The sequence below is a fragment of the Cellulomonas sp. KRMCY2 genome, assembly GCF_000526515.1.
Taxonomy (GTDB): domain Bacteria; phylum Actinomycetota; class Actinomycetes; order Actinomycetales; family Cellulomonadaceae; genus Actinotalea.
On record NZ_JAGF01000001.1, the window covers coordinates 2731033 to 2755228 of the forward strand.

Consider the following 24196-nt stretch of genomic DNA (forward strand, 5'->3'; position numbering starts at 1 on the left):
TGCTCGTCCTCCTGGTCGGCCGCCGTGCCCGTCGCCGTCCAGCATGGTGCCCACGGACGACAAAGGCGACCCACCACGGCCGGTCAGGGCAGAGACCGCACCGGCCGCCGCGCAACCCGCTGCCCTGCACCCGTCGACCCGGCCAGGTCGGCGGGCGGTGCCGGTGGGTCGGTGGGTGGTGCCGGTGGGTCGCTGCGCTCGAGCCAGTCGACGATGCCGCACACCGCGTCGGTGCAGCCGCCGCAGCCGGTCGTCGCCCGGGTGGCCCGCGTGACGTCGGCGACCGATGCTGCTCCGGCTCGCCAGCAGGCGACGATGTCGCCCTTGGTCACGCCGTTGCACCGGCACACGGTCGCGCGATCCGGCATGAGGGTCGGCGACGGCTCCGCACCGGTCTCGGACGAGGCCCCGCGGACCGGCCGCAGGAGGAGGTGAGCGGGGTCGGTCGGAGCCGGGGTCTGCCGGGTGTACGCCGCGGCCAGGTCGGCCCCGAGGGCGCCCGCGCCCACGCAGGTGGCGCCGACGACCACGCCGTCCTGCACGACGACCTCGACATGCCGGCCGGTGAACGGGTCGCTCAGACGCACCGCCCGGCGACCGTTCGACCGACGGCCCTGGGGTCCGCACACGCCCATCGCCACGACCTCGAGGCCGTGCGCCTTGAGCCGCACGACGTCCGTCCCGTGCAGGGTCACGGGAGTCGCCGGCAACCTGCCGTCGACGACCCGGTCAGCCTCCACCCGGCCGGCCGCCAGCTGCGCCGCGAGCCGGCGCGCCTGGTCCCAGCCCTGGGCGACCAGCCCGGTGCCGCCCTCCGGGGGCTCGGCGCAGTCGCCGATGGCGAAGACGGCCGGGTCGGACGTCGCGCCGCTGCTGTCCACGACGATCCCGCGCCGGACCTCGAGCCCGGCGGTGGCGGCGAGGCCCGTCTCGGGGACGGTCCCGGTGGCCAGGACGAGCAGGTCTGCCGGCAGCATGTCGTCGTCCCTGCAGCTGTCGTCGTCCCCGAAGGTGCCGTCGGCCTCGGCGGACGGCGCGAGTCGCAGACCCCGCAGCACGCCGTCCCGGACGAGCACCTGCTCGGTGCGGGTGTCGGTGCGGTGCTCGATGCCCAGCCGATCCAGTCCGTGCAGCACGGCGTCGGCAGCTTCCCGGTCGAGCTGGCGATCCATCAGGTGCGGGCCGGCGTGCACCACCGTCACGTGCAGCCCGCGCCTCGCCAGCCCGCAGGCTGCCTCCAGCCCGAGGACCCCTCCGCCGAGCACGACCGCCCGGCGGGCATTGACCGTCGCGGCGACGATCTCACGGGCGTCGTCGAGGGTGCGCAGGGCGTGCACGCCGGCCGGCAGGGCGCCCGGTCGCATCGGGCGGTCGAGCGGGTCGAGCCCGGCGAGCTCCTCGAGCCCGGGGATCTCCGGGACGCGGGCACGGGCGCCGGTGGCGAGCACCAGCAGGTCGTACCCGACCGGCCCTGCGGCGTCCGTCGACACGCTCCGGCGCACCCGGTCGATCGCCAGGGCTGTGGTGCCCGGTCGGACCAGTGGGCTCGACGGCGACCCGGCCCCCCGGGCCCCGACGGCCGGGGAGGGTCCTGCGGGTGGACGGGGCAGCGTCAGGGACGCCACGTCGAGGGCGCCGGCGACGACCTCGCTCAGGAGGACCCGGTTGTAGGGCTCGTACTCCTCGGTGCCGAGCACCGTCACGTCGACGCCGGGCGCTCGCGCGGTGAGCTCCTCGACGAACCGTGAGCCCACCATCCCGTTGCCGACGACCACGACGCGGGTCACGCGATCGCCGCCGGTCGACGGGCCGCCCGGACATCGGCTGCGCGGGCGTCCACCGAGCGGACGTCCACCGCGCAGACCTTGAACTCCGGCATGCCCGAGACCGGGTCGGTGGCGTCGGTCGTGACCCGGTTGGCGCTGCCCTCTCCGGCCCAGTGGAACGGCATGAAGACGGTGTCCGGCCGGGCGCCGGCGGTCACGTGCGCGACGGCGACGGCGGTCCCGCGCGACGAGGTGACCTGCGCGAGCTCGCCGTCGCGGACCCCGATCCGGTCGGCGAGCAGCGGGTGCATCTCGATGTACGGCTCGGGCTGGGCTGCGGCGAGCGCAGGTACCCGGCGGGTCTGAGCACCGGACTGGTAGTGCTGCAGCACCCGGCCGGTGATCAGGTAGACCGGGGCGTCCGGGCGCAGGTCGTCGGACGGGCCGCGGTGCTCGACCGCGACCATGCGCGCGCGGCCGTCGGGTGTGCCGAAGCGCTCCAGGAACATGCGCGGGGTCCCCGGGTGCTGGACCTGACCGTCGGGAACGGCGGGGCACGGCCAGTGCAGCGCCCCGCCCGGGCCGCGGGACTCGGCGTCGAGACGGGCGTGGCTCAGCCCGCTGTAGTCGGCCGGCCCGCCCGCGCTGGCCCTGGCCAGCTCGTCGAAGACGGCCGCCGGATCGGTGGGGAAGCCCACGGTGACTCCGAGCCGGACCGCGAGCTCGTGCAGCACCTCGAGCTCCGAGCGCACGCCCGGTGGTGGTGACAGGGCTAGGCGCCGCCGGATCACCCGTCCTTCGAGCGAGGTCATCGTGCCCTCCTCCTCGGCCCACTGGGTGACGGGGAGCACGACGTCGGCGAGCCGGGTCGTCTCGGAAGGGACGATGTCGCAGACGACGAGGAGGTCGAGGGCGGCGAGCCGATCGCGCACCCGGTCGCTGTCCGGTGCGCTGACCACGAGGTTGCAGCCGTGCACGAGCAGCGCGCGAGGTCCGCCCGGGGTGCCGCACCGCCGGAGGAGCTCGATCGCCGGCAGGCCCGGGCCGGGCAGGTCGGCGGGGTCGACGCCCCATACGGCGGCGACGTGCGCGCGCGCCGCCGGGTCGTCGATCTTGCGGTAGCCCGGCAGCTGGTCGGACTTCTGTCCGTGCTCGCGCCCGCCCTGGCCGTTGCCCTGGCCCGTGATGGCGCCGTAGCCGCTGCCGACCCGGCCGGGCAGGCCCAGGGCCAGCGCCAGGTTGATCGCCGCCGTCACGGTCGCCGTGCCCTGGGTGCTCTGCTCGGCACCGCGACCGGTCAGGATGTACGCGCCGGTGCCCCCGCGGGCGGGTGAGGCGTCGGCGAGCAGGCGCGCGGTGCGCCGCAGCTCGGCGGCCGGCACCCCGCTGACCTGCTCGACCCGCTCGGGCCACCACGCCGAGACGCTGCGCCGGACGTCGTCGGCGCCGGTGGTGCGGGCCGTGAGGTACGCGGTGTCGGCGAGCCGCTCGGCCCACACCACGTGCAGCAGGCCGAGCAGGACGGCCAGATCGGTCCCGGGCAGTGCCTGCAGGTGCAGGCCGCCGTCGCCCTCGGTGAGACCGGCCGTCGCGGACCGTCGCGGGTCGACCACCACGAGCCCGCCGGCGGCCCGGGCGCCGGCGAGGTGCGCGACCGCCGGCGGCATGGTCTCGGCCAGGTTGGAGCCGAGGAGCAGCACCGCCTGGGCGCCGCCGAGATCGGCGAGCGGGAACGGCAGGCCCCGGTCGACGCCGAACGCGCGAGTCGCCCCGGCGGCCGCGCTCGCCATGCAGAACCGGCCGTTGTAGTCGATGAACGGGGTGCGGAGCACGACCCGGGCGAACTTGCCGAGCGCATAGGCCTTCTCGTTCGTCAGGCCGCCGCCGCCGAACACCGCGATGCTCTCCCGGCCGTGCTCGGCCTGCAGTGCCGTCAGCCGTGCCGCGACGTGGCCCAGCGCCTCGTCCCAGCCGACGGGGCGCAGCTCACCGTCCCGGCCGCGCAGCAACGGTGTGGTCAACCGGTCGGGGGTACCCAGCACCTGGGCGCTCGTCCAGCCCTTCTGGCACAGCCCGCCGCGGTTCGTCGGGAAGTCCCGGCCGGCCACGGTGACCGGCGCCCCGGTCGCGTGTGCAGCGTCGTCGGGGGCGGAGAGGGTCTGCGCGCACTGCAGGGCGCAGTAGGGGCAGTGCGTGTCGGTCGGCGTGATCGGTGCGCCGCTGCCCGGCACCGCGGCACTGCCCGGCACCGCGGCACTGCCCGGCACCCCGTGCCGACCCGGTGCGGGCGGCGCGGGGTGCCTCGCGGGCATCGTGGTGACCACTCAGATCCCGGCAGGGCTCATGGCGGCCGAGCGGCGCGTGTAGACCGCCCAGGTCGTGACGCCCATCACCAGGTAGACGGCGACGAACGCCCACAGAGCCGGCTGGAGGGAGCCCGCCAGCTCGTTGGAGACTGCGAAGCCGCGCGGGATGAGGAATCCACCGAAGGCACCGATCGCCCCGGCGATGCCGATGCATCCGGCGGCGGCCTTGCGGGCACGTGCGGCGCGGTCCGGGGTGGTCGCGCCGACCTGGAAGACGGCCGGGATCATCCGGTACGTCGCACCGTTGCCGGCTCCCGTGGCGACGAAGAGGATCAGGAAGGCGGTCAGGAACAGCCCGAAGTGGTGGGCCCGGAGTGCGAAGACGGCGCCGGCGGCACCGGCAGCCATGACAGCGAACGAGGCGATCGTCACGCGCGCACCGCCCCACCTGTCGGCGAGGATGCCGCCCGCGGGGCGGGCCAGCGAGCCGACCAGGGCACCGAGGAAGGCCAGATTCATGACGACCTCGGGGAACTGGCCCTTGAGCAGCGTCGGGAAGGCACCTGCGTAGCCGATGAACGATCCGAAGGTGCCGATGTACAGGAACGAGATGATCCAGGTGTGCCGGTTGTGCACGGCCGCACCGAACGCCTTGTAGTCGGCCTTGGCGCCGGTGAGGTTGTCCATCCTGCGCCAGGCGAGGACGGCTGCGAGCAGGATCAGCGGGATGAACATGAGCCCCGCACGCTCCAGGGACAGGCCCGCGGCCGTGACGATGACCAAGGGGACCGCGAACTGGACGGCGGCAGTGCCGATGTTGCCACCCGCAGCGTTGAGGCCGAGCGCCTTGCCCTTCTCCTTCTCCGGGTAGAAGAACGAGATGTTCGCCATCGACGAGGCGAAGTTGCCGCCGCCGAGGCCGGCCAGGGCCGCGACGACCATGAGGGTCCAGAAGGGCGTCTCGGGGCGCGACACCACGTAGGCCAGCGCACTCGCCGGGAGCAGGAGCAGCAGCGCCGAGACGATCGTCCAGTTGCGACCGCCGAACCGGGGGACCGCGAACGTGTACGGGATGCGAAGTGTCGCGCCAACGAGGCTCGGCACGGCCACGAGCCAGAACATCTGGTCGACGCTCAGCACGAAGCCGACGGTCGCGAGCTGCGGCACGACGATGCTCCACGATGCCCACACCGCGAAGCCGAGGAACTCGGCGAAGATCGACGGGTAGAGGTTGCGCCGGGCGATGCGCTGCCCACCCCCCTTCCAGAAGGTGGCGTCCTCAGGGTCCCAGTGGTCGATCCAGCGACCACGGGCCGGGGCGCCCCCGGGCCGGGTCGTGGTCGCGGAGGTGGCGGTCGGTGCGCTGCCGGGGGCGGCGGGAGTCAAGGTCGTCGGTGCGGTCATCGTGATGCCTCCTGCTCGGGCGGGTGTGGTGCCGGGCGAGCAGCCGACCGGAGCCGGACTGTGCAGACGACGCTACGGACGCGGTGTTACGGACACAGGAGCCGCGGTGTTACCTCCACGGAACGGTCGCCGCACGGTCCGACGCACCGGCCTGTGAGATCCGACGGCCTCGGCGGCCGTGGGGGCTAGGACGTCAGCTGGGCGGCGAGCTCGACCGGGTCGGTCGTCGGCCGGTCGCACGCGAACCCGCGGCACACGTAGGCCGTCGGGCGCCCGTGCACCATCGGCCGGTCCCGGAGCAGGGCCACCGGCCCGGCGTAGGCCGCCGCGTCGTGACGTGTCGGCTGGACCGGCACCGTCTCCGCCGCGGCCGGTCGCGGGTCGGTGACCGCGAGCACGGCGCCGGGGGCGCGGGCGTGGCGCGCCGTCGCGCACAGGGCTGCCGTGGCGGGGTCCTCGGCCGGCCCGACGACGGCGATCTCGCGCGGGCCGTCGATGAGGGCCTCGGCCACGGCCAGGGCCCACCCGGCGGCCCGCGGGTGGTGGGCCGAGATGAGCAACGGCTCGGTGAGCGCCCGGCCGGCAGCCTCCCGGTGGGGGTGCGAGCCGGTCAGCGCCGCGTAGGTGAGCAGCGCGCCGGCCGCCGCGGCCTGCCCGGACGGGTGGGGACCGTCGGCCGGGTCACGGGGACGTCCGATCCGCGCGATCGCCGGGTCGGTCTGGTCCTGTGCAGTGTCGAAGAACCCGCCGGAACCGTCGGGGAAGCGGCGCAGCACCTCGTCGAGCAGCCGGCCCGCCCAGGTGACCCAACGGTCGGCACCGGTCGCCTGGTAGAGGGCCAGCAGCCCCTCGGCGACGTCCGCGTAGTCCTCGAGAACGGCCGGCGCGGAGCCGGCGACGCCGTCCCGCGAGGTCCGCGCGAGCCGGACCGGACCGGCACCACGAGCGGTGGTGCCGGTGCCCTCGACCACGTGCACCGCGAGGAGCAGGTCGGCCGCCTCGGCAGCCGCGCCGACCCAGTCCGGTCGGTCGAACAGGCTCCCGGCGTCGGCGAGCGCGGCGACGGCCAGGCCGTTCCAGGCCGCCACGATCTTGTCGTCCCGCGCGGGGCGCGCACGGCGCTCGCGGGCCGCAGCCAGCCGCGCCCGGACCGACGCGTACCGGTCGGCGTCGCCGGGTTCGGTGCGCAGCTGCAGGACGGACGCCCCGTTCTCGAGGGTCCCCTCGGCCGTGACGGTCCACACCCGCGCCGCCCAGGCGGCGTCGTCGGGCCCGAGGGCGGTGAGGAGCTCGGCCGCCGTCCACACGTAGTAGGCGCCCTCCCTGGTCACCCCGTGGTGGTCGAGGCTGTCCGCGTCCAGGGCCGAGGCGAAGCCGCCTTCCGCCGTGCGGAGCTCACCGACGAGCCACTCAGCGGTCTCGGTGACGACGCGGCGCGCCAGCAGCGATCCGGACGCGCGCCACCAGTGGGCGTAGACCCGCAGCAGCAGGGCATTGTCGTAGAGCATCTTCTCGAAGTGCGGCACGCCCCAGCGCTCGTCCACCGAGTACCGCGCGAACCCTCCGGCCAGCTGGTCGTAGACACCGCCCCGGGCCATCCCCTCGAGGGTGCGCTCCGCCATCGTGGCGGCCTGCGCCGACCCGGTCCGCGCGTCGTGGCGCAGCAGCCACTCCAGCACCATCGACGGCGGGAACTTGGGGGCCCGCCCGAACCCGCCGTGGGTGGCGTCGAAGGTCCGGGCGAGCTGGACCACAGCCTGCTCCGCCGTCGCGGCGAAGGCCTGCGAACCGGCGGCGTCGCGGTGCGGCAGCCCGGACGGCGGGCCCGCGCCCGCCAGCGCCGAGCCGATCGCGTCGGCGTGCGCCAGGACGTCGGCACGCCGCTCGCTCCACGACTCGCTCACCACAGCGAGCACCTGACGGAACGACGGCAGACCGTGCACGGGTCGTGGCGGGTAGTACGTCCCGCAGTGGAAGGGCGCGCCGTCCAGGGTCGCGAAGACGGTCATCGGCCACCCGCCGCTGCCGGTCGTCGCCTGGGTCGCCGCCATGTAGACGGCGTCGACGTCCGGGCGTTCCTCGCGGTCCACCTTGACCGCGACGAAGCCTGCGTTCAGCTGCGCTGCGGTCGCCTCGTCCTCGAACGACTCGTGCGCCATGACGTGGCACCAGTGGCAGGCCGCGTACCCGACCGAGATGAGGAGCGGGACGTCGCGGCGCCGCGCCTCGGCGAACGCCTCGTCACCCCACTCGTACCAGTCGACCGGGTTGCCCGCGTGCTGCTGCAGGTAAGGGCTGGTGCTGGCCGCCAGTCGGTTCGCCACGGCGGCTCCCCTTCACATCAGTGGACGAACGGTTCAGTCGGCGGTACCGGTGTCGACGGCACCGGTGTGCGCGAGGCGGGAGACATCCACCGTCGCACGGAAAGCGCGGCGTTCGCCGGGCTCGAGGCGGATGGCCGTCGCGCAGTCCGGCCGGTTGAAGGCATCCGTCATCGACACCACCGGCTCGATGGCGATCGAGGCGCGCCGGTCACGATCGAGCGTGTCCCCGGTGAACAGGTGGACGAGGCCGGTGTCCTGTGTGAGGGACAACCGGATCCCGCTCGCGCGATCCCTCAGGACGGTCGGCTCGGCATGGTCGCCGCCCGCGAGGAATCCGACGTCGAGGACCGCTTCTCCGATCGGCGTCCAGCGTGCTGCCGCTGGGTCGATGCGGTAGTACGCCGCCCGGCCGGGCAGCGGGATGAGAGCCGGATCCGTCTCGACACGAACGGTGGAGGGGACCAGGAGGTCGAGCCCCGCGATGGTGGCCGCGCCCGGCAGGCGGAAGTACGGGTGCCAGCCGACGGCGAACGGCGCCGGCGTCGCTCCCGTGTTGTGCCCGACGATCTCGACCCCGAGCGAGGCGGTGCCGAGCCGGTAGGTGACCTGGACGTCCACCAGGAACGGGTATCCCGGCTGCGGCTCGGCCGACAGGCCCCGGCAGACGAACGTGGCCGAGACGGCGTCGGCCCCGTCGGTGACGTCCTCGAGGGCGAACGGCATCGACCTGACCATGCCGTGGTAGACGACGCGGGTCGCCTGTCCCGGGAGAAGGTCGTGCTCCACGCCCTCGAAGGAGTATCTGCCGTCGTCGATCCGGTCGCCGAACGGGGCCATGATGCCGTTCCGTATCCCGCGCTGGGACCGTAGCTCCTCGGCGGTCCGGTAGCCGTCGAGGAGGTCGACGGGGCCGTCGCCGAGGTCGACAAACCAGCTCAGCACCGTGGCCCCCAGGAGTGCGACCTCGGCCGTCGCAGCGCCGAACCGCAGGACGACGGTCGGCTCGTCCTCGAGCGCCCCGGACGTCGTGCTCGATCGCCTCACAGCGCATCACCGGAGTTCTCCCAGGCCACCATGACCTTGACCTGAGCAGCAGCGAGGGCCTCGGCCATGGGCTCGGAGACCGGCGCGTCCGTGACGAGGATGTCGGCTGCGGAGAGCTCAGCCACCTGGGCGAAGATGCTCCGGTCGAACTTCGAGCTGTCCGCCAGCACGACGACGACCCGCGCGGACTGCATCATCTCGAGCATCATCCGGGCCTCGTGCAGGTTGCTCGTCGAGTACCCCATCTCCTCGGCGACCCCGCCGACGCTGATCAGGGCGATGTCGGCCTGGATCCGGTGGGAGTGGCTGCCGTCCGTCCCCGGGAACTCCACGGGACCCACGGTGACCTGGGAGCCGACCCGGACGTTCCCGCCCAGCAGGTAGACGTCGCGGGCGCACTCCCGCGGCATCTCGCTGGGTGCGACGAGGTTGTTGGTCACCACGGTGAGGTTGCGGCGGACGGCGAGGTGGGGCAGGACAGCGAGCGTCGTGGTGCCCCCGTTGAGCAGGATCGTCTGCCCGTCCTCGATGAGTGACGCGGCGAGCCGGCCGATCCGTCGCTTGGCCGCACCATGGACCCGCATCCGGTCCGGGAACGGGGTCTCCGATCGCGTGAGGGTGGTGATCCGCACCGCGCCGCCGTGGGTGCGCTTGAGCAGGCCCGCCGCCGCAAGCTCGTCCAGGTCCCGCCGCGCGGTGTCGACCGACACGTCGAAGTGCTCGGACAGCTCGCTGACGGTGACCTCGCCGACCTTGTCGACGTAGGTGACCAGCTCGTCCTTGCGCCGGGCAGGTAGGCGCGGCGGACGTTTCGTGGCGGCCATGTCTCCCCCTTTGGTGGCGTGCCCTCGTCGCCGGTCGTGGAGCAGTGTGCTGCACAGCATATGCCCTGTTGTGCTGTTCTGTGCAGTCGGTGTGCTTGACCGCCGCAGGTCCGCCGTCTAGCGTCCGAGGAGACAGCATGAAACCGCGGAAGAGTGCAGAGCCGATGTCGTGATGCCCTGCACCGCCCCATCGGAGGTCAGCGTGGACCGGAGCCTGCAGGAGGGCATCCTCGGTGCGAGAGCGGTCGCGCTCACGGCGAACGCGCCACCGACCTTCTACCGGGGAGCCGGCCGGATCGCGCTGTTCCGTGGTGGGACCCCGGACGTCGACGAGCGTCCCGAGGACTGGGTGGCCTCCACGGTGACCCGCCTGGGCGAGGAGACGGCCGGCCTGACCACGCTCGTCACCGGCCGGTTCCTGCGGGATGCGGTGCGTGCCGATCCGGCGTACTGGCTGGGGCCGATCGACCGTCCGACGCCCGAGCTCGCGGTCCCCTTGGTCAAGCTGCTCGACGCCGGCCAGCGGCTGCCTATCCATGTTCACCCGGACGACGCGTACGCACGGACCTTGGGCGTCTGGCCGCAGGGCAAGGCCGAGGCGTGGTTCGTGATCGAGGCGCCGACGTCCGGTGTCGTCCACCTGGGCTGGACCCGCGCCGTCGGGGACGACGAGCTCACCCGGTGGGTCGACGAGCAGGACGTCGCGGCGATGCTAGGCGCGATGCACGCCCTCGACGTCGCGGCCGGGGACAGCGTGTACGTGCCGCCGGGCACGGTGCACGCGATCGGCCAGGACATCTTCCTGGTCGAGGTCCAGCAGGCGGCGGACCTGTCGGTCCTCCTGGAGTGGACGGGCTTCTTCGCCGACAGCTCGGGTGCGTTCCTCGGGGTCGAGCGTGCCGCGGCCCTCGGTTGCGTCGACCTGCACGGGATGTCCCGCACGGACGCGGAAGCGCTCGTCCGGCGCGGCGCGCTGGAGTCCCCGGTCGGCGCGGACCTGCTGCCGGAGGAGTCGCGCGAGTACTTCTCGGCGACGGTCCTCGGCGCGGGCTCGACCCTCCCCGCGGAGTACCGGACGCTCGTGGTCATCGCCGGCACCGGCGTCCTCGTGCCCGCCACGTCCAGGCACTCGCCGGTCGTCGCGGTGGGCAGGGGTGGCACCTTCGCGGTGCCGGCGGCAGCCGGGCCGCTGGTCCTGGAGGGGTCCGACGACCTGAGGGTGCTCGCCTTCGGCGCAGGCCGTGTCGAGCCCGGCGCCGCCCAGTAGCGACCACGTCCGACGGCGGGCGTGCGCACGTCTGGAGATCGGCGTCTGCGACCGACGCGGCACACAACCGCAACAAGGCGCACGGCGGGCTTGCCCCTGGGGGCCAGAGTGCCGTCTCGACCGGGTGGACCGGTCCAGATCACAGGATGGTTACGGCATCTGCCCGTTCTTGACGGCTCACGGATCGCCGCCCTAGCATGCAGATACGTGCATCAAGCCGCAAAGAGCCGCGAGATACTGCACGACACCGATAGGAGAATCATGAGCAACGAAGCTCACCTCGCACGGCGAGTTCTGCCCTTCCTTGGCGCGGCGACGGCCCTGGCGCTGGTCGCCGGCTGCAGTGGCTCCACCCCGGAGGCCACGACGCCGGACGCGACGACAGGCGGAGAAGCAACAGCAGGTGAAGAGGTCACCCTGGAGTTCGCCCAGTGGTGGGAGCCGGAGCTGCCCGACGGCGCGCTCCGCGGGTTGATGGACACCTTCGAGGCCGAGAACCCGGGCATCACGGTGGAGCTGCTCAGCGGGCCCTACGCCTCGACGAAGGAGCAGGTCGTGGCCGGTGCCGCTGCGGGCACCATGTCGGACGTCGTCGGCCTGGACGGCGCTTGGGTCAGCGACTTCACGAAGCAGGGCGCGCTCGCGGACCTCTCGGCGCTGATGGCCGACGCAGGCTACGACGAGAGCCAGCTGGCCAGCCAGATCCAGATCGACGGCGCCACGTACATGATCCCCGTCGTGAACTTCGTCTACCCGATGTTCACGAACGACGACCTCCTGGCTCAGGCCGGCATCGCGGCACCGCCGACCAACCGTACGGAGTTCGCGGCCGCGGCCGCGGCCATCGGCGGCCTGGGTGACAACACGTCGGGCTGGGTCATGCCACTGTCGCTCGAGGCGCCGAACGGCATCCAGAACGACGTGATGTCGTGGGTCTGGGCGTCGGGCGGCAGCATGCTCGCGGACGGGCAGCCCGACCTGACGAACGACGACGTGACCAAGGCCATGGAGTACCTCAAGGGCCTGTGGGACGCCGGGGTCGTCGCGCCGGGGGCCCTGACCATGAAGGAGCAGGACAAGGTCGAGGAGTTCACCAACGGCCGCGTCGGCATGATGATCGACTCGCTCGCGCACATCAACCTGATCCGGGAGAGCAACCCGGATCTCAACTTCAGCATCTCGGCGCTTCCCGCCGAGGACGGGTTCACCGGCGAGCGGGGTATCCCGTACGCCTCGTGGGGCATCGGCGTCGCCGAGAACTCCGAGCACCCGGCCGAGGCCTGGAAGCTGGTGGACTTCCTCATGAGCGAGACAACCAACGCGGAGCTTGCGTCGGTCGCCTTCGCCTTCCCGGGCAACACCACCGCGGTGCCCGACTTCGTCGAGAGCGACGAGCTCTTCGCCGCCGCGTTCGACATCTACACGAGCGGCTACCCGGCGAACGAGTTCACCGGCCTGCCGGTGGCTGAGCAGCTGATGCGCCTGTTCGACGAGCAGTTCCAGCTGATGCTGGAAGGCGACCAGACCGTCGAGGAGATGCTGCAGGCGTCCCAGGACGCCTGGATGGCCGAGTTCTAGACCGATCGCGGTTCACCAAGGCCGCGCCACGGCAGGTCCCGTGGCGCGGCCGACCACCCAGGAGGCTTGCGCTGTGACACGTGCACTCGTCGATCGCGACGTGCGGATCGAGCCGCAGGCGCGGAGCAGGACGCCGTGGTCGTCGCTCAGGCGGAAGCTCCCGCCCTACGCGTTCGTCTCCCCGACGGCACTCCTGATGTTCGTCCTGATGCTGGTGCCGATCGTCATGGTGATCGGCTACTCGGTCATGGACAACGTCATCATGATCAAGGATCCGCATTTCGTGGGGCTCGCCAACTACCGCGAGATCCTCACGGACCGGGTGTTCTACACCGCCATCCGCAACACCTCCTTCTTCACCGTCGTCAGCGTGGTCGCCCACCTCGTTCTGGGCCTCATGTTCGCGATGCTGCTGAACACGAGCCTGCTGAGCACGCGGACCAAGGCCCTGTTCCGGACCGTGTACGTCCTGCCGTGGCTGTTCACGGTGGCGATCATCGCGGTCCTGTGGCGGATGCTCCTCAACCCCAACGGCATCCTCAACTACCTCCTGATCAGCATCGGTCTCACGGACAACGGGGTCGAGTGGCTCGCGACGCGCGAGACCGCGCTGTATGCGGTCACGTTCATCAACATCTGGGCCGGGTACCCGTTCTACATGGTCAGCCTCCTGGCCGGCCTGCAGGGAATACCCCGTGACCTCTACGAGGCCGCCACGATGGACGGCGCGAGCGGGTTCCAGCAGTTCCTCAACGTCACGCTCCCGCAGCTCAAGCCGATCATCATCTCGATGGCGATGCTCGACATCATCTGGACCACCCAGCAGTTCGCCCTCATCTGGATGACCACCGGTGGCGGACCGATCAACGTCACCGAGATGTTGAGCACGTACACCTACAAGCTGGCCTTCAGCAGGTACGAGTTCTCGGCGGCCTCGGCCAGTGCGGTCCTCATCCTCCTCTTCTCCATGGTCCTGGCGTTCTTCTACGTCAGGCACCAGAAGGCGCGGGACTGACATGTCGAACACCAGGGCGCAGAAGCGTGCTGCACAGAAGCTCGGCGTCGTCGTCGCGCTGGTCGTCGGGGCCGTCTTCGCCGGGTTCCCCGTCTTCTGGATGCTCGTGAGCTCCTTCAAGTCCAACACGGAGATCTTCGAGTACCCACCGAGGATCATCACCGAGAGCTTCTCGTTCGACGCCTATGCGACGATCCTGACCGATCCGGTCAAGGTGCGGTTCTTCATCAACAGCTATGTGGTGTCGCTCTCGGTCACCGCACTGACCCTCATCGTCGCGATCCTGGCCGCGTACGCCTTCAGCCGCTACGAGTTCCGGCACAAGCACCCGCTCAACATGATCATCGTGAGCGTGCAGGCCGTGCCGCCGATCACGCTGCTCATCCCGTACTTCGGTCTCATGGTCACCCTGCGGCTCTACAACACCTATCAGGGCCTGATCCTGACGTACATGGTGTTCACCCTCCCGTACGCGATCATCATGATGACCGGCTATTTCAACACCCTGCCCAGAGAGCTCGACGAGGCCGTCAAGCTGGACGGCGGAAATGCGCTCACCGCACTGCGGCGCGTTCTGGTCCCGATCGCGGTGCCAGGGATCGTCTCGGTCGGCATCTACACCTTCATGATCGCCTGGAACGAGTATCTGTTCGCCCTGACCCTGACGCGGACAGAAGACATGCGGACCGTCCCGATCGGTATCCAGCTGCTCATGGGCCAGCACTCGTACGAGTGGAACGAGATGATGGCGATGAGCATTCTCGGGTGTATTCCCGTGCTCCTGCTCTTCCTCTTCTTCCAGCGGTACTTCATCGGCGGCCTTACCGGTGGCTCGGTCAAGGGCTAGGCCGCAGGATATTCCGGAGCACGTCAACCAACCAAGGAGAAACCCCGAGATGTTGATGAATGGCAAGGACCTTCTCGCCGTGGCGAACGCGAACAACTTCGCCGTCCCGGCCTTCAATGTCAGCGACCACGCGATGCTCAACGGCATCTTCGAGATCAGCGAGGAGAAGCAGGCGCCGGTGATCATCGCGATCCACCCCGATGAGCTCAGCCACATCGGCGTCGACATGTTGCCGTCGATCATCGCCCGCGCGCACCGTTCCTCGGTGCCGGTGACCGTCCACCTGGACCATGGCGCGACCTACGAGCAGGTGCTGCTGGCCGTCAAGAGCGGGTTCACGTCCGTGATGATCGACGGCTCGATCCTGCCGTTCGACGAGAACGTCGCCATCACGAAGCGCGTTGTCGACGCCGCACACGCGGTGGGTCTGTCGGTCGAGGGTGAGCTCGGAACCATCGGCAAGACGGACAACGAGGCGGAGGACGGCACGGCCACGATCATCTACACCGATCCCGAGGACGCGGTGACGTTCGTCGCTGCGACCGGTGTCGACAGCCTCGCCATCGCCATCGGGACGTGCCACGGCATCTACCCCCCGGGGATGAAGGCCGAGCTCAAGCTCGACCTCCTGCGGCGCATCAAGAGCAAGGTCGGCGTGCCGCTGGTGCTGCACGGTGGCTCGAACAACCCGGACGCCGAGATCGGTGAGTCGGTCACGCTGGGCGTAAACAAGATCAACATCTCGAGTGACATCAAGGTGGCTTACCACGACAAGATGCGTGAGGTCCTGGCCGATCTGGGCCTGCGTGAGCCGAACACGATCCAGCCGCCCTGCATCGCGGCGATGAAGGTCACCGCGGCGCAGAAGATCGATCTCTTCCAGGCGGCCGGCAAGGCCTCGCTCTACTGAGCGGGACCATCTCCCATGAGCGACACGCTGGTGCTCGGCCTGGGTGGCACGGTCGACTACGAGATCGTCTGGGACTCGGCGGTCGTCGAGTCGCTCGTCGCGGCGTACGCCATCAGTGCCGCCGAGCTGACGACCGCGATCGCGATCGACAGCGAGCGGGACCTGGTCGTCTCCGTGCTGGCCTTCGTGCGGGACGGTGTCGGAGGAGAGCGGTTCGTCGCCTCCTCCGACATCGTCGAGGCGTTCGCCGGGCGGTTCGACACCCGGATCACGCTGGGGGGGACACCCGTCCGTGCCGCGCTGGCGATGCGCGCGCTGGGTATCACGTCCACGATCCACCTGGTCAGCATCGACGACCACGTCCGCAGGTTGCTGCCGCAGGGCTGCTCGTACATCTGCAGCGCGACGCGGGACTCGACCGATCCGCACCTGATCGTCCAGTTCGGGCAGGGCGTCCGCATCCGGGCCGGAGACATCGACCTGCGCTCACCGCACCCGAATCGGGTGATCCTGACGAACGACCCGCCGAACCGGGAGCTGGTGCTCAGCGACGAGCTCGGCGCGGCGCTTGACAGGGCTGAGGTCTTCCTGATCTCGGGCTTCAACTGCATCCAGGACGCGGCGGTGCTCGACCGAAGGCTGGCGACCCTGCTGGGCCACATGCGGCACCTGCCGCCGAAGGCCGTCGTCATCTACGAGGACGCGGGCTACCACGTACCGTCGCTGAGCCTGCGCGTGCGCGACGCGCTGGTCGGGCTGGTCGACGTGTACAGCATGAACGAGGAGGAGCTGCAGTCGTACGTCGGTCGTCCGCTGGACCTGCTGGATCCGCGCGAGATGCAGCGGGCGCTCGACGAGCTGCGCCGGGTGATCCCGGCCGAGACGCTCGTCGTCCACACCAAGTACTGGTCGCTCGCGCTGGGAGAACGTGCTCGGGCCAATGAGGCGAACCTGCGCGGCGGGATCACGATGGCCAGCACGCGTTACATGCATGGGGACCGTTTCACCGAGAGGGAGTACGACGAGGTGAGCCGGCTCCCGCTGAACCCGGGTGGTGCCGAGTTCGCGACCCGCATCGAGGAGGCGATGGGCAGCGCGGTCTGCTGCGTCCCGGCCTTCGTGGTGGACGTCGAGCGCCCGACGACGATCGGGCTGGGCGACACCTTCGTCGGCGGGTTCATCGCGGCGGTGGCCCGGGGCTGACCGGGCGCCGAGCGTGGGGGTGCGCCTCCGTGGCCCCATCGGCGCCGTGCGTCCGTGGCGGGCACCGAGATTGCACATGGTGCAGCGTTGCACTTAGTGTATTCAGGTGAGCCCCGACATCCCCGCGCCGGACCGCCGTGCGGCGCTCAAGCAGCGCCACCGGCGGGCGATCGTCGACGCCGCGGCATCGTTCATGGCGGAGCAGGAGGGCGTCGGCTTCACGGTCGACGACCTGGCAACCCGGGCGGACGTCGCCAGACGTACTGTCTTCAACCACTTCGCGTCGGTGGACGACATCGTCGCCGCCGTCTGTGCCGACGTGCTCGGCGGCGTGGTGGACAGCTTCGTCGCCCAGGTGTCCGCCGCCCCGGCCGCGCAGGGGTCGGCGTCGTCGATGTTCGACGAGGTCGCGCACGCACTGCGGACCACCGATCTCGTGACGCCGATGGCGTACCTGACCCGCACCCTCGGCAACCCCGACGAGCAGTCACCCTGGCGTGCGGCCCTCCTGCTGCGCAGCTTCCACGACGTGAGCGAGCGCTTCTCCGCCGCGATGGCGGCACGTCATCCGGACGCCGACCTCCTGGACGTGCAGCTCCTGGTCAACTCGCTCATGTCCGGGCTGATGATGCTGTACGGGCACTGGTTCGCCCTCACCGGAGCCGCCGACGACGAGCCGGCGCGGCACGTGTGGGCCGGCTTGGTGGACCGGCTCGTCGAGACCGTCCGAGGCGGTTACGGCACCCCGGCGCACGACCTGTGACGTCTTCTCCGACACCCGTACCTCACGACTCTGGAATGGAACCATGGCAGAGATCCTCTTCCGGCTCGGCCTCCTGGCTGCGCGCCGTGCTCGCACGGTCATCGCTGTGTGGCTCGCCCTCCTCGCGGCAGCCGGCGTGGCCTTCGCCGTCGCCGGGGGCACCCTGGCGAACAGCTTCTCGATCCCGGGCACCCCGACCGGGGAGGTGACCGACCGGCTGCAGGCTGACCTTCCGGCGGTCGCCGGAGGCACCGGGACGGTGGTTCTCCGCACGGCGGACGGCACCCCCTTCACCGCGGTGCAGAGCGCGACGATCAGCGACCGGGTCGCCGAGGCGTCCGGCATCGACGGGGTCGAGACGGTCGTCGACCCGTTCGCGACCCGGGCCCAGCGCGCTGAGCAGCAGCAGCAGGTCGACGGTGGTCTCGCGCAGCTCGAGCAGGGACGCGCGGAGCTCGCGCAGGGCAGGGAGCAGCTCGACGCCGCCCGGGCGCAGGCCGAGGCCGCGGGCGTGCTGGAGCAGGCTGCACCAGAGCTCGACCAGCAGCAGGCGGCACTCGAGGCCGGCGCGGTGGAGCTCGAGGCGGGCGCGGAGCAGCTGAGGCTCGCGGCGGCACTGATGGAGATGTCCGCCGAGGTCCGCACCGTGTCGGCGGACGGCAGCACGGCCCTCGCCATCGCCATGTTCACCGAGACGTCTTTCGACGTCGCGCAGGAGACGAGGGACGCCCTCATGGCGACCTTCGAGGCCCCGATCCCCGGTGTGGTCGTCGACTTCTCGTCGGACGTCGCCAGCGGCGTGCCCGAGGTGTTCGGCGTCGCGGAGGCGCTGGGCCTGGTCGCGGCCGGCCTCGTGCTCGTGATCATGCTCGGCACGTTGGTCGGTGCGGGCCTGCCCATCCTGACCGCCCTGATCGGCGTCGCGATCGGCGCCCTCGGGGCGATGTCGTTGTCCGGCGTGGTCGAGATGGCATCGATGACACCCGTCCTGGGCATCATGCTCGGGCTCGCCGTCGGGATCGACTACGCCCTGTTCATCGTCAACCGGCACCGACGCCAGCTGAAGCACGGCTACGACGTCGACGAGTCGATCGGGCTCGCCAACGGGACCTCGGGCAACGCCGTGGTCTTCGCCGGCACCACGGTGCTCATCGCCCTGCTCGCGCTCAACGTCACGGGCATCCCCTTCCTGGCGCTGATGGGCACGGTGGGAGCGATGTGCGTGGCGATCGCGGTGCTGATCGCGGTGACCCTGACGCCCGCGCTGCTCTCGCTGGCCGGGACGCGCATCCTCTCCCGCCGCGAGCGGGCGGCCCTCGTCGCGCAGCAGGCCGATGCCGCGACGGCGTCGGCCGTGCCCACCGTGCCCGGTCGACGGATGTCGACGACGGGGGCGGTCGTGCGCGTCCTCGGCGGTGTCGCCGGGTTGGTCCTCGTCGCGCTGCCGGCCGTGGACCTGCGGCTCGGTCTGCCCGACGGCTCGTCCGAGGCGCAGGACACGACCCAGTACCGCGCCTACACCACGGTGTCCGAGCAGTTCGGAGCAGGTCAGACCGGCCCGCTCCTGGTGGTGGCGGACCTTCCCGGGTCGCCCACCGAGGCCGAGTCCCTCGCCTACCAGGTCCAGGTCGCCGAACAGCTCTTCGCGCAGGACGACGTCCTGGCGGTCGTGCCCGTGGCCACGTCCGAGGACCGGACGGTCGCCGCCTTCCAGGTGGTGCCCGCCGAAGGCCCGACGACCGAGTCGACCGAGCTCCTGGTCACGACGCTGCGCGAGCTCTCCCCGCTCGACGGCGGGATCACGCTCGGCGTCGCCGGCCAGGCCAGCGGCAACATCGACATCTCGGACCGGCTCGCCGATGTGCTCCCGGCCTACCTGGGTGTCGTCGTGGGCCTGTCGCTGCTGATCCTGGTGATCGTCTTCCGGTCGCTCCTCGTCCCGGCCATCGCGACGGCCGGCTTCGTCCTGTCCTACTTCGCCGCGCTCGGCGGTGTGGTGGCCATCTACCAGTGGGGCTGGTTCGGTGCGGTCTTCGGCGTCGACAACCCCGGCCCGGTCCTCAGCTTCCTGCCGACGCTGCTGGTCGGCATCCTGTTCGGCCTCGCCATGGACTACATGCTCTTCATCGGCTCGGGCATGCGGGAGTCCTATGTGCACGGCGTCCCGGCCCGGCTCGCGGTGGCCCAGGGGGTCCACGCCGGCCGTGCCGTCGTCACGGCCGCCGCGATCATCATGGCTTCGGTGTTCGGCGGCTTCGTCTTCGCCCACAGCGCGATGATCCGACCGGTCGGCTTCTCGCTCGCGCTCGGGGTCCTCCTCGACGCCTTCGTGGTGCGGATGCTCGTCGTCCCCGGGTTCATGCACCTGGTGGGCGACGCGGCGTGGTGGCTTCCCCGCTGGCTCGACCGGCTCCTGCCCGACGTCGACGTCGAGGGCGCGAAGCTCGAGCGCCGTCACCCGCACCACGTCCCCGAGGCGGGCGGCGCGGCGACGGGCGACCCGGACCGTCGCGATCCCGCCGGCACCGGCACGCACGGGTGAGCCGCAGGCCCGGACCCGTCAGACGGCGAGCCGCGCCAGCACCCTGTCGCGCACCAGCCGTCGCGCGGCGACCAGCCGCACGGTCACCAGGACGGCGATGCTCTCGGCGGCGAGCAGCCCGATGAGGACCAGCAGCTGGGCCGCACCTGCCTCGGCAGCGGTCCCGCCACCCAGCAGGACGCCGACGAACGCCCCCGGCAGCGTGACGAGGCCGACGGTCCTGGTCTGATCGAGAGCGGGGACGAGCGCGAGGCCGGCCGACTCGCGCGCGACCTCGAGGGCCGCCTCACCGGGCAGGAAGCCGAGCGTCAGCGCGGCCTCGTACTCGCCCACCCGGTCGTCGAGCGTGTCCGCCATCCGCCGGCCCGCGAGGGAGGTGGCCGTCATCGACCCGCCCAGGACGATGCCGGCGATCGGCAGGATGCTCGCCGGTGCCCACGGCACGGTGCCTGAGGCGAGGATCAGCCCGACGACGGGCACGGCACCGGCCGCGATCGGGACGGCGGCCCACGGCCGGCGCAGGGGCAGCCCGAGCCGTCGGGTCGACGTCGCCGACGCCACCACGAACATCCCGGCCACGTACACCAGGGTCCAGGCGATCGAGTCCAGGACGACCACGAGCAGGGCCGAGACGACGGCGAGCTGCACGGTGGCGCGTCCGGCGGCGGTGAGCACTGCCGTGCGCAACGGCAGACCGGCGACCGCCACGGCACCGACCGCCAGCGCGACGAGTGCCACGAGCACGACTGCGAGCGTCACCGACGGACTGACCACGCCCCCAGGTTGGCACGTCCGGGCCGTCAGGGGCGCGATACCGGGACAGATGGGTTGCCCGGCACCGATGTCCGCCGAACCGGGCCCGCGATGCGGTTCGATCAGGTCCATGAAGGTCAACGACGGCTACTGGCTCATCCGCAAGGGCATGACGACGCTGCACCCCGTCGTCGTGCATCACACCACCGCGACCCAGGGCACGCTCACGGTCACGACGCTCACGCGGAGGAACGAGCACCGCGGCGCCGAGCTCAGCACCCCGACGATCACCGTCGAGCTCTCGTCGCCCGCTCCCGACGTGATCGGCGTCAAGGTCACCCACCTGGCCGGCGCCCGACCTCGAACCCCCGGCTTCGAGATCGCGAGAGATCCGCAGACCGTCGTCGAGATCGCCGAGGACGGCGAGCAGGTAACCCTCACGTCCGGCGCGCTGACCGCCCGGGTCTCCCTCGGCGACCCGTGGTCGCTGACCTTCGAGGCCGACGGCCGTGAGCTGACCGGTAGCGCCGGCAAGTGCCTGGGCGCCGTGCTGACGGACGACGGCGAGCACCTGATGATCGAGCGCCTTGCCCTCGGCGTCGGGCAGAACGTCTACGGGTTCGGCGAGCGCTTCACACCGTTCGTCAAGAACGGTCAGGTCGTCGAGACCTGGAACGAGGACGGTGGCACGGCGAGCGAGCAGGCGTACAAGTCGGTGCCGTTCTACCTGACGGACGCGGGGTACGGCGTCTTCGTCGCCTCACCGGACAAGGTCTCCTTCGAGGTGGCGTCCGAGGTGGTCTCCAGGGTGGGCTTCTCGGTCCCGGGCCAGGAGCTCGAGTACTACGTCATCCACGGCCCGAGCCCCAAGGAGATCCTGCGGCGCTACACGGCCCTGACCGGTCGCCCCGCGCTGCCGCCGCCATGGTCCTTCGGTCTGTGGCTCTCGACGTCGTTCACGACCGACTACGACGAGGCCACCGTCACCGGGTTCGTCCAGGAGATGGCGGACCGCGACCTGCCGCTGAGCGTCCTGCACTTCGACTGCTACTGGATGCGCGCGCTGCACTGGTGCGACTTCGAGTGGGACCCGGTCGCGTTCCCCGACCCCCCGGCGATGCTCGCCCGCCTCAAGGAGCGCGGGCTGCACGTGAGCGTCTGGATCAACCCGTACCTGGGTCAGACGTCGCCGCTCTTCGCCGAGGCCGCCGAGGCCGGCTACCTGGTGCGGCGGGCCGACGGCGACGTGTGGCAGTGGGACCAGTGGGTGGCCGGCATGGGCCTGGTCGACTTCACCAACCCGGCCGCGCGGCAGTGGTACGCGGCCAAGGTCACGGCGCTGGTGGACCTGGGCGTCGACTGCGTCAAGACGGACTTCGGCGAGCGCATCCCCACCGACGTCGTCTGGCACGACGGCTCCGACCCGCAGCGCATGCACAACTACTACTCGCTGCTCTACAACCGCACGGTCTTCGAGGCGCTGGAGGCGAGCCGCGGCCGTGGCGACGCGGTGGTGTTCGCGCGGTCGGCGACGGCCGGTGGCCAGGAGTTCCCGGTGCACTGGGGCGGGGACTGCGAGTCGACCTGGTCGGCCATGGCCGAGTCGCTGCGCGGCGGCCTGTCCCTCGGCGTGAGCGGGTTCGGCTTCTGGAGCCACGACATCGGTGGGTTCGAGGGCACGCCGTCGGCCGCGCTGTTCAAGCGGTGGGTCGCGTTCGGTCTGCTGTCCTCGCACAGCCGCCTGCACGGCAGCGCGTCGTACCGGGTGCCGTGGGCCTTCGACGACGAGGCCGTCGACGTCCTGCGGACCTTCACGCGGCTCAAGCTGCGCCTCATGCCGTACCTGTGGGCGGCCGCCGTCGAGGCCCATGAGCAGGGTGTGCCGATGATGCGGGCCATGGTCGTGGAGTTCCCGGACGACCCGGGTGCGGCTGCCCTGGACCGCCAGTACATGCTCGGCCCGGACCTGCTCGTCGCGCCGGTGATGAGCGACGACGGCCGGGTGACGTACTACGTGCCCGACGGCGTGTGGACGAACGTGCTGGCCGGCACGATGGTGCGGGGCCCACGCTGGGTCACGGCCGACCACGGCTTCGAGAGCCTGCCGCTGCTGGCCCGGCCCGGGGCCGTCGTCGCGGTGGGCGCACGCGAGGACCGGCCCGACTACGACCTGGCCGACGGCGTCACGCTCGAGGTCTACCCGATGTCCGACGGCCAGGTCACCGAGGTCACGGTGCACGGGCCGGACGGCGCGGCGGCAGCCCGGTTCGAGGTGTGGCGCGAGGCGACAGTCGTGCACGCCCGCCTGGTCGACGGGGCGGCGGGCCGGTGGAGCCTGTGCCTGGTCGACGGTGCCTGGGGCAGCGGCGAGGACCGCGGCCCGCGGGCCGTGGTGGCCGACGGCGCCGCGCAGGTCGCGGTGGAGGTCCCGATCGGCTGAGGTCCGTCCGGCGGGCGCAGACCGGTTGCAGTGATGTTGGTGGCGCGGAACGGGCTCGGATGGGCGGTATGTCGCTTACCCTCTCGGGTGTGAGCGACCAGCAGCCCGCCGAGACCACCGAACCCGCCGAGGGCCCGTCCCCGCTTCCGGCCGAGCCGCGTCGGCGGCGCTTCCGCGACCGCACGCTGCTGTTCACGCTGACCATCGTGCTGACGGTGCTCGTCGTCGGTGCGACAGTCGCCGCCGGCATGTTCGCCATCCGGCTGAACGGGAACCTCGAACGGATCGCGGACCCGTTCGTCGCGCTGCCCTCCCGGCCCTCGATGCCGGCGCCCACCCCGGACGAGGCCGGTGATCTCCCGGCGGACACGGCGATGAACCTCCTCGTCCTCGGCTCCGACAGCCGGGTCTCCGCCGGTGACCCCGGTGACTGGGAGCAGGGCGCGCAGCGGACCGACGCGATCATGCTGGTGCACATCCCGGCCGACAACTCGGCCGCCTACGTGATGTCGATCCCGCGCGACTCCTGGGTGGACATCCCCGGACACGGCATGGCCAAGATCAACGCGGCGTACTCCTACGGGGGGCCGGCGCTCCTGATCGAGACGATGGAGCAGCTCACCGACGTACGCATCGACCACCTGGCGATCGCCGACTTCGAGTCCTTCACCGAGCTGACCGACGCCATCGGCGGCGTCCGGATGACCCTCAAGGAGGATCTCGTCGACCACGGCACACTGATCCTCCCGGCGGGGGAGCACCAGCTGACCGGTGAGCAGGCGCTGACCTACGTGCGGCAGCGCAAGAACCTGGCCCGGGGTGACTTCGACCGGGTGCAGCGCCAGCAGGCGTGGGTGCGGGCGATCATGGACAAGGTCCGCAACGACGGCGTCCTGACCAGCCCGAACCGCCTGACCACGTTCCTGGACACCGCGACCCGCTCGGTGGCGGTCGACGAGGGCTTCTCGGTGCAGGAGATGCTCGGCATCGGGAACCGGGTCAAGGGCCTCGCGTCGGCGGACGTCCAGTTCTTCACGGTGCCGATCGAGGGCATCGGCACCTCCGCGGACGGCCAGAGCATCGTCCTGCTCGACGAGGCGCCCTTCGACACCCTGATGGCGGCGGTGCGGGACGACGCCCTCGCGGGTTACCTGGCCGAGCACGCCGACGACGTCGACACGCTGCCCGACGTCGCGCCCTGAGCGAGCCC

At 71.4% G+C, this 24196-nt stretch carries 17 protein-coding genes; 10 read left to right on the forward strand and 7 right to left on the reverse strand.

The features are described from left to right. Window positions 1-83: 83 nt before the first annotated feature. The 6 genes from K415_RS0113025 to K415_RS0113050 form a co-directional block, all read right to left on the reverse strand. Window positions 84-1787 (reverse strand): FAD-dependent oxidoreductase, encoded by a 1704-nt coding sequence (locus K415_RS0113025; RefSeq protein WP_024287482.1) that lies wholly within the window; start codon window positions 1785-1787, stop codon window positions 84-86. Continuing rightward, window positions 1784-4078 (reverse strand): molybdopterin oxidoreductase family protein, encoded by a 2295-nt coding sequence (locus tag K415_RS0113030; protein ID WP_081785238.1) that lies wholly within the window; start codon window positions 4076-4078, stop codon window positions 1784-1786. Before K415_RS0113030 ends, K415_RS0113025 begins: the two co-directional genes overlap by 4 nt. A 12-nt stretch (window positions 4079-4090) precedes the next feature. Beyond that, a complete protein-coding gene (locus K415_RS0113035; protein WP_024287484.1) occupies window positions 4091-5476 on the reverse strand; it encodes an MFS transporter in 1386 nt (461 codons plus the stop codon). 185 nt (window positions 5477-5661) lie between these two features. Further along, window positions 5662-7800 carry a thioredoxin domain-containing protein gene (locus K415_RS0113040; protein ID WP_024287485.1) on the reverse strand — a complete coding sequence of 713 codons (2139 nt, stop codon included), beginning with the start codon at window positions 7798-7800 and terminating at the stop codon, window positions 5662-5664. Window positions 7801-7833: 33 nt separating this feature from the next. Then, window positions 7834-8844, reverse strand: coding sequence for an aldose 1-epimerase (locus K415_RS0113045; protein WP_024287486.1), 1011 nt, complete (start codon window positions 8842-8844; stop codon window positions 7834-7836). Further along, window positions 8841-9668: a DeoR/GlpR family DNA-binding transcription regulator gene (locus K415_RS0113050; RefSeq protein ID WP_024287487.1), complete on the reverse strand. Its 828-nt coding sequence runs from the start codon at window positions 9666-9668 to the stop codon at window positions 8841-8843. The genes K415_RS0113045 and K415_RS0113050 overlap by 4 nt, the downstream gene beginning before the upstream one ends. A 202-nt stretch (window positions 9669-9870) precedes the next feature. Here K415_RS0113050 and K415_RS0113055 point away from each other — a divergent pair, with 202 nt between their 5' ends. The 8 genes from K415_RS0113055 (at window position 9871) to K415_RS0113090 (ending at window position 19793) form a co-directional block, all read left to right on the forward strand. Beyond that, complete coding sequence (locus tag K415_RS0113055; RefSeq protein ID WP_231494891.1) at window positions 9871-10935, forward strand: class I mannose-6-phosphate isomerase; 1065 nt, start codon at window positions 9871-9873, stop codon at window positions 10933-10935. Between the two features lie 261 nt (window positions 10936-11196). Next, entirely contained in the window at window positions 11197-12513 is a 1317-nt protein-coding gene (locus K415_RS0113060) for a sugar ABC transporter substrate-binding protein (protein ID WP_024287489.1), read from the forward strand. A gap of 73 nt (window positions 12514-12586) precedes the next feature. After that, a complete protein-coding gene (locus K415_RS0113065; protein WP_024287490.1) occupies window positions 12587-13528 on the forward strand; it encodes a carbohydrate ABC transporter permease in 942 nt (313 codons plus the stop codon). A gap of 1 nt (window position 13529) precedes the next feature. Further along, on the forward strand, window positions 13530-14375 hold the full coding sequence (locus K415_RS0113070) for a carbohydrate ABC transporter permease (RefSeq protein WP_024287491.1): 846 nt from the start codon (window positions 13530-13532) through the stop codon (window positions 14373-14375). 49 nt (window positions 14376-14424) lie between these two features. Further along, window positions 14425-15285: a ketose-bisphosphate aldolase gene (locus tag K415_RS0113075; protein ID WP_024287492.1), complete on the forward strand. Its 861-nt coding sequence runs from the start codon at window positions 14425-14427 to the stop codon at window positions 15283-15285. Between the two features lie 15 nt (window positions 15286-15300). Next, a complete protein-coding gene (locus tag K415_RS0113080) occupies window positions 15301-16488 on the forward strand; it encodes an ADP-dependent glucokinase/phosphofructokinase (RefSeq protein WP_024287493.1) in 1188 nt (395 codons plus the stop codon). 106 nt (window positions 16489-16594) lie between these two features. Continuing rightward, the gene (locus K415_RS0113085; protein ID WP_024287494.1) at window positions 16595-17251 is read left to right on the forward strand and encodes a TetR/AcrR family transcriptional regulator; all 657 of its coding nucleotides are present in this window, start codon (window positions 16595-16597) and stop codon (window positions 17249-17251) included. Between the two features lie 43 nt (window positions 17252-17294). Beyond that, window positions 17295-19793 carry an MMPL family transporter gene (locus K415_RS0113090; protein ID WP_024287495.1) on the forward strand — a complete coding sequence of 833 codons (2499 nt, stop codon included), beginning with the start codon at window positions 17295-17297 and terminating at the stop codon, window positions 19791-19793. An 18-nt stretch (window positions 19794-19811) separates the two neighbouring features. Here K415_RS0113090 and K415_RS0113095 read toward each other — a convergent pair whose 3' ends face one another. Next, window positions 19812-20552: an ABC transporter permease gene (locus tag K415_RS0113095; protein ID WP_231494892.1), complete on the reverse strand. Its 741-nt coding sequence runs from the start codon at window positions 20550-20552 to the stop codon at window positions 19812-19814. Window positions 20553-20676: 124 nt separating this feature from the next. On the opposite strand from K415_RS0113095, the gene yicI reads away from it, so the two are divergent. Then, window positions 20677-22986 carry an alpha-xylosidase gene (yicI, locus tag K415_RS0113100; protein WP_024287497.1) on the forward strand — a complete coding sequence of 770 codons (2310 nt, stop codon included), beginning with the start codon at window positions 20677-20679 and terminating at the stop codon, window positions 22984-22986. 89 nt (window positions 22987-23075) lie between these two features. Beyond that, window positions 23076-24188 (forward strand): LCP family protein, encoded by a 1113-nt coding sequence (locus K415_RS0113105; RefSeq protein WP_051480581.1) that lies wholly within the window; start codon window positions 23076-23078, stop codon window positions 24186-24188. The last annotated feature ends 8 nt before the right edge of the window (window positions 24189-24196 follow it).

Bases quoted from the DNA above. Each gene is read 5' to 3' on its own strand.
- K415_RS0113030 (WP_081785238.1), bottom strand. From the start codon at position 4,078: ATGCCCGCGAGGCACCCCGCGCCGCCCGCACCGGGTCGGCACGGGGTG.
- K415_RS0113035 (WP_024287484.1), bottom strand. From the start codon at position 5,476: ATGACCGCACCGACGACCTTGACTCCCGCCGCCCCCGGCAGCGCACCG.
- K415_RS0113050 (WP_024287487.1), bottom strand. From the start codon at position 9,668: ATGGCCGCCACGAAACGTCCGCCGCGCCTACCTGCCCGGCGCAAGGAC.
- K415_RS0113060 (WP_024287489.1), top strand. From the start codon at position 11,197: ATGAGCAACGAAGCTCACCTCGCACGGCGAGTTCTGCCCTTCCTTGGC.
- K415_RS0113070 (WP_024287491.1), top strand. From the start codon at position 13,530: ATGTCGAACACCAGGGCGCAGAAGCGTGCTGCACAGAAGCTCGGCGTC.
- K415_RS0113075 (WP_024287492.1), top strand. From the start codon at position 14,425: ATGTTGATGAATGGCAAGGACCTTCTCGCCGTGGCGAACGCGAACAAC.
- K415_RS0113080 (WP_024287493.1), top strand. From the start codon at position 15,301: ATGAGCGACACGCTGGTGCTCGGCCTGGGTGGCACGGTCGACTACGAG.
- K415_RS0113090 (WP_024287495.1), top strand. From the start codon at position 17,295: ATGGCAGAGATCCTCTTCCGGCTCGGCCTCCTGGCTGCGCGCCGTGCT.
- yicI (WP_024287497.1), top strand. From the start codon at position 20,677: ATGAAGGTCAACGACGGCTACTGGCTCATCCGCAAGGGCATGACGACG.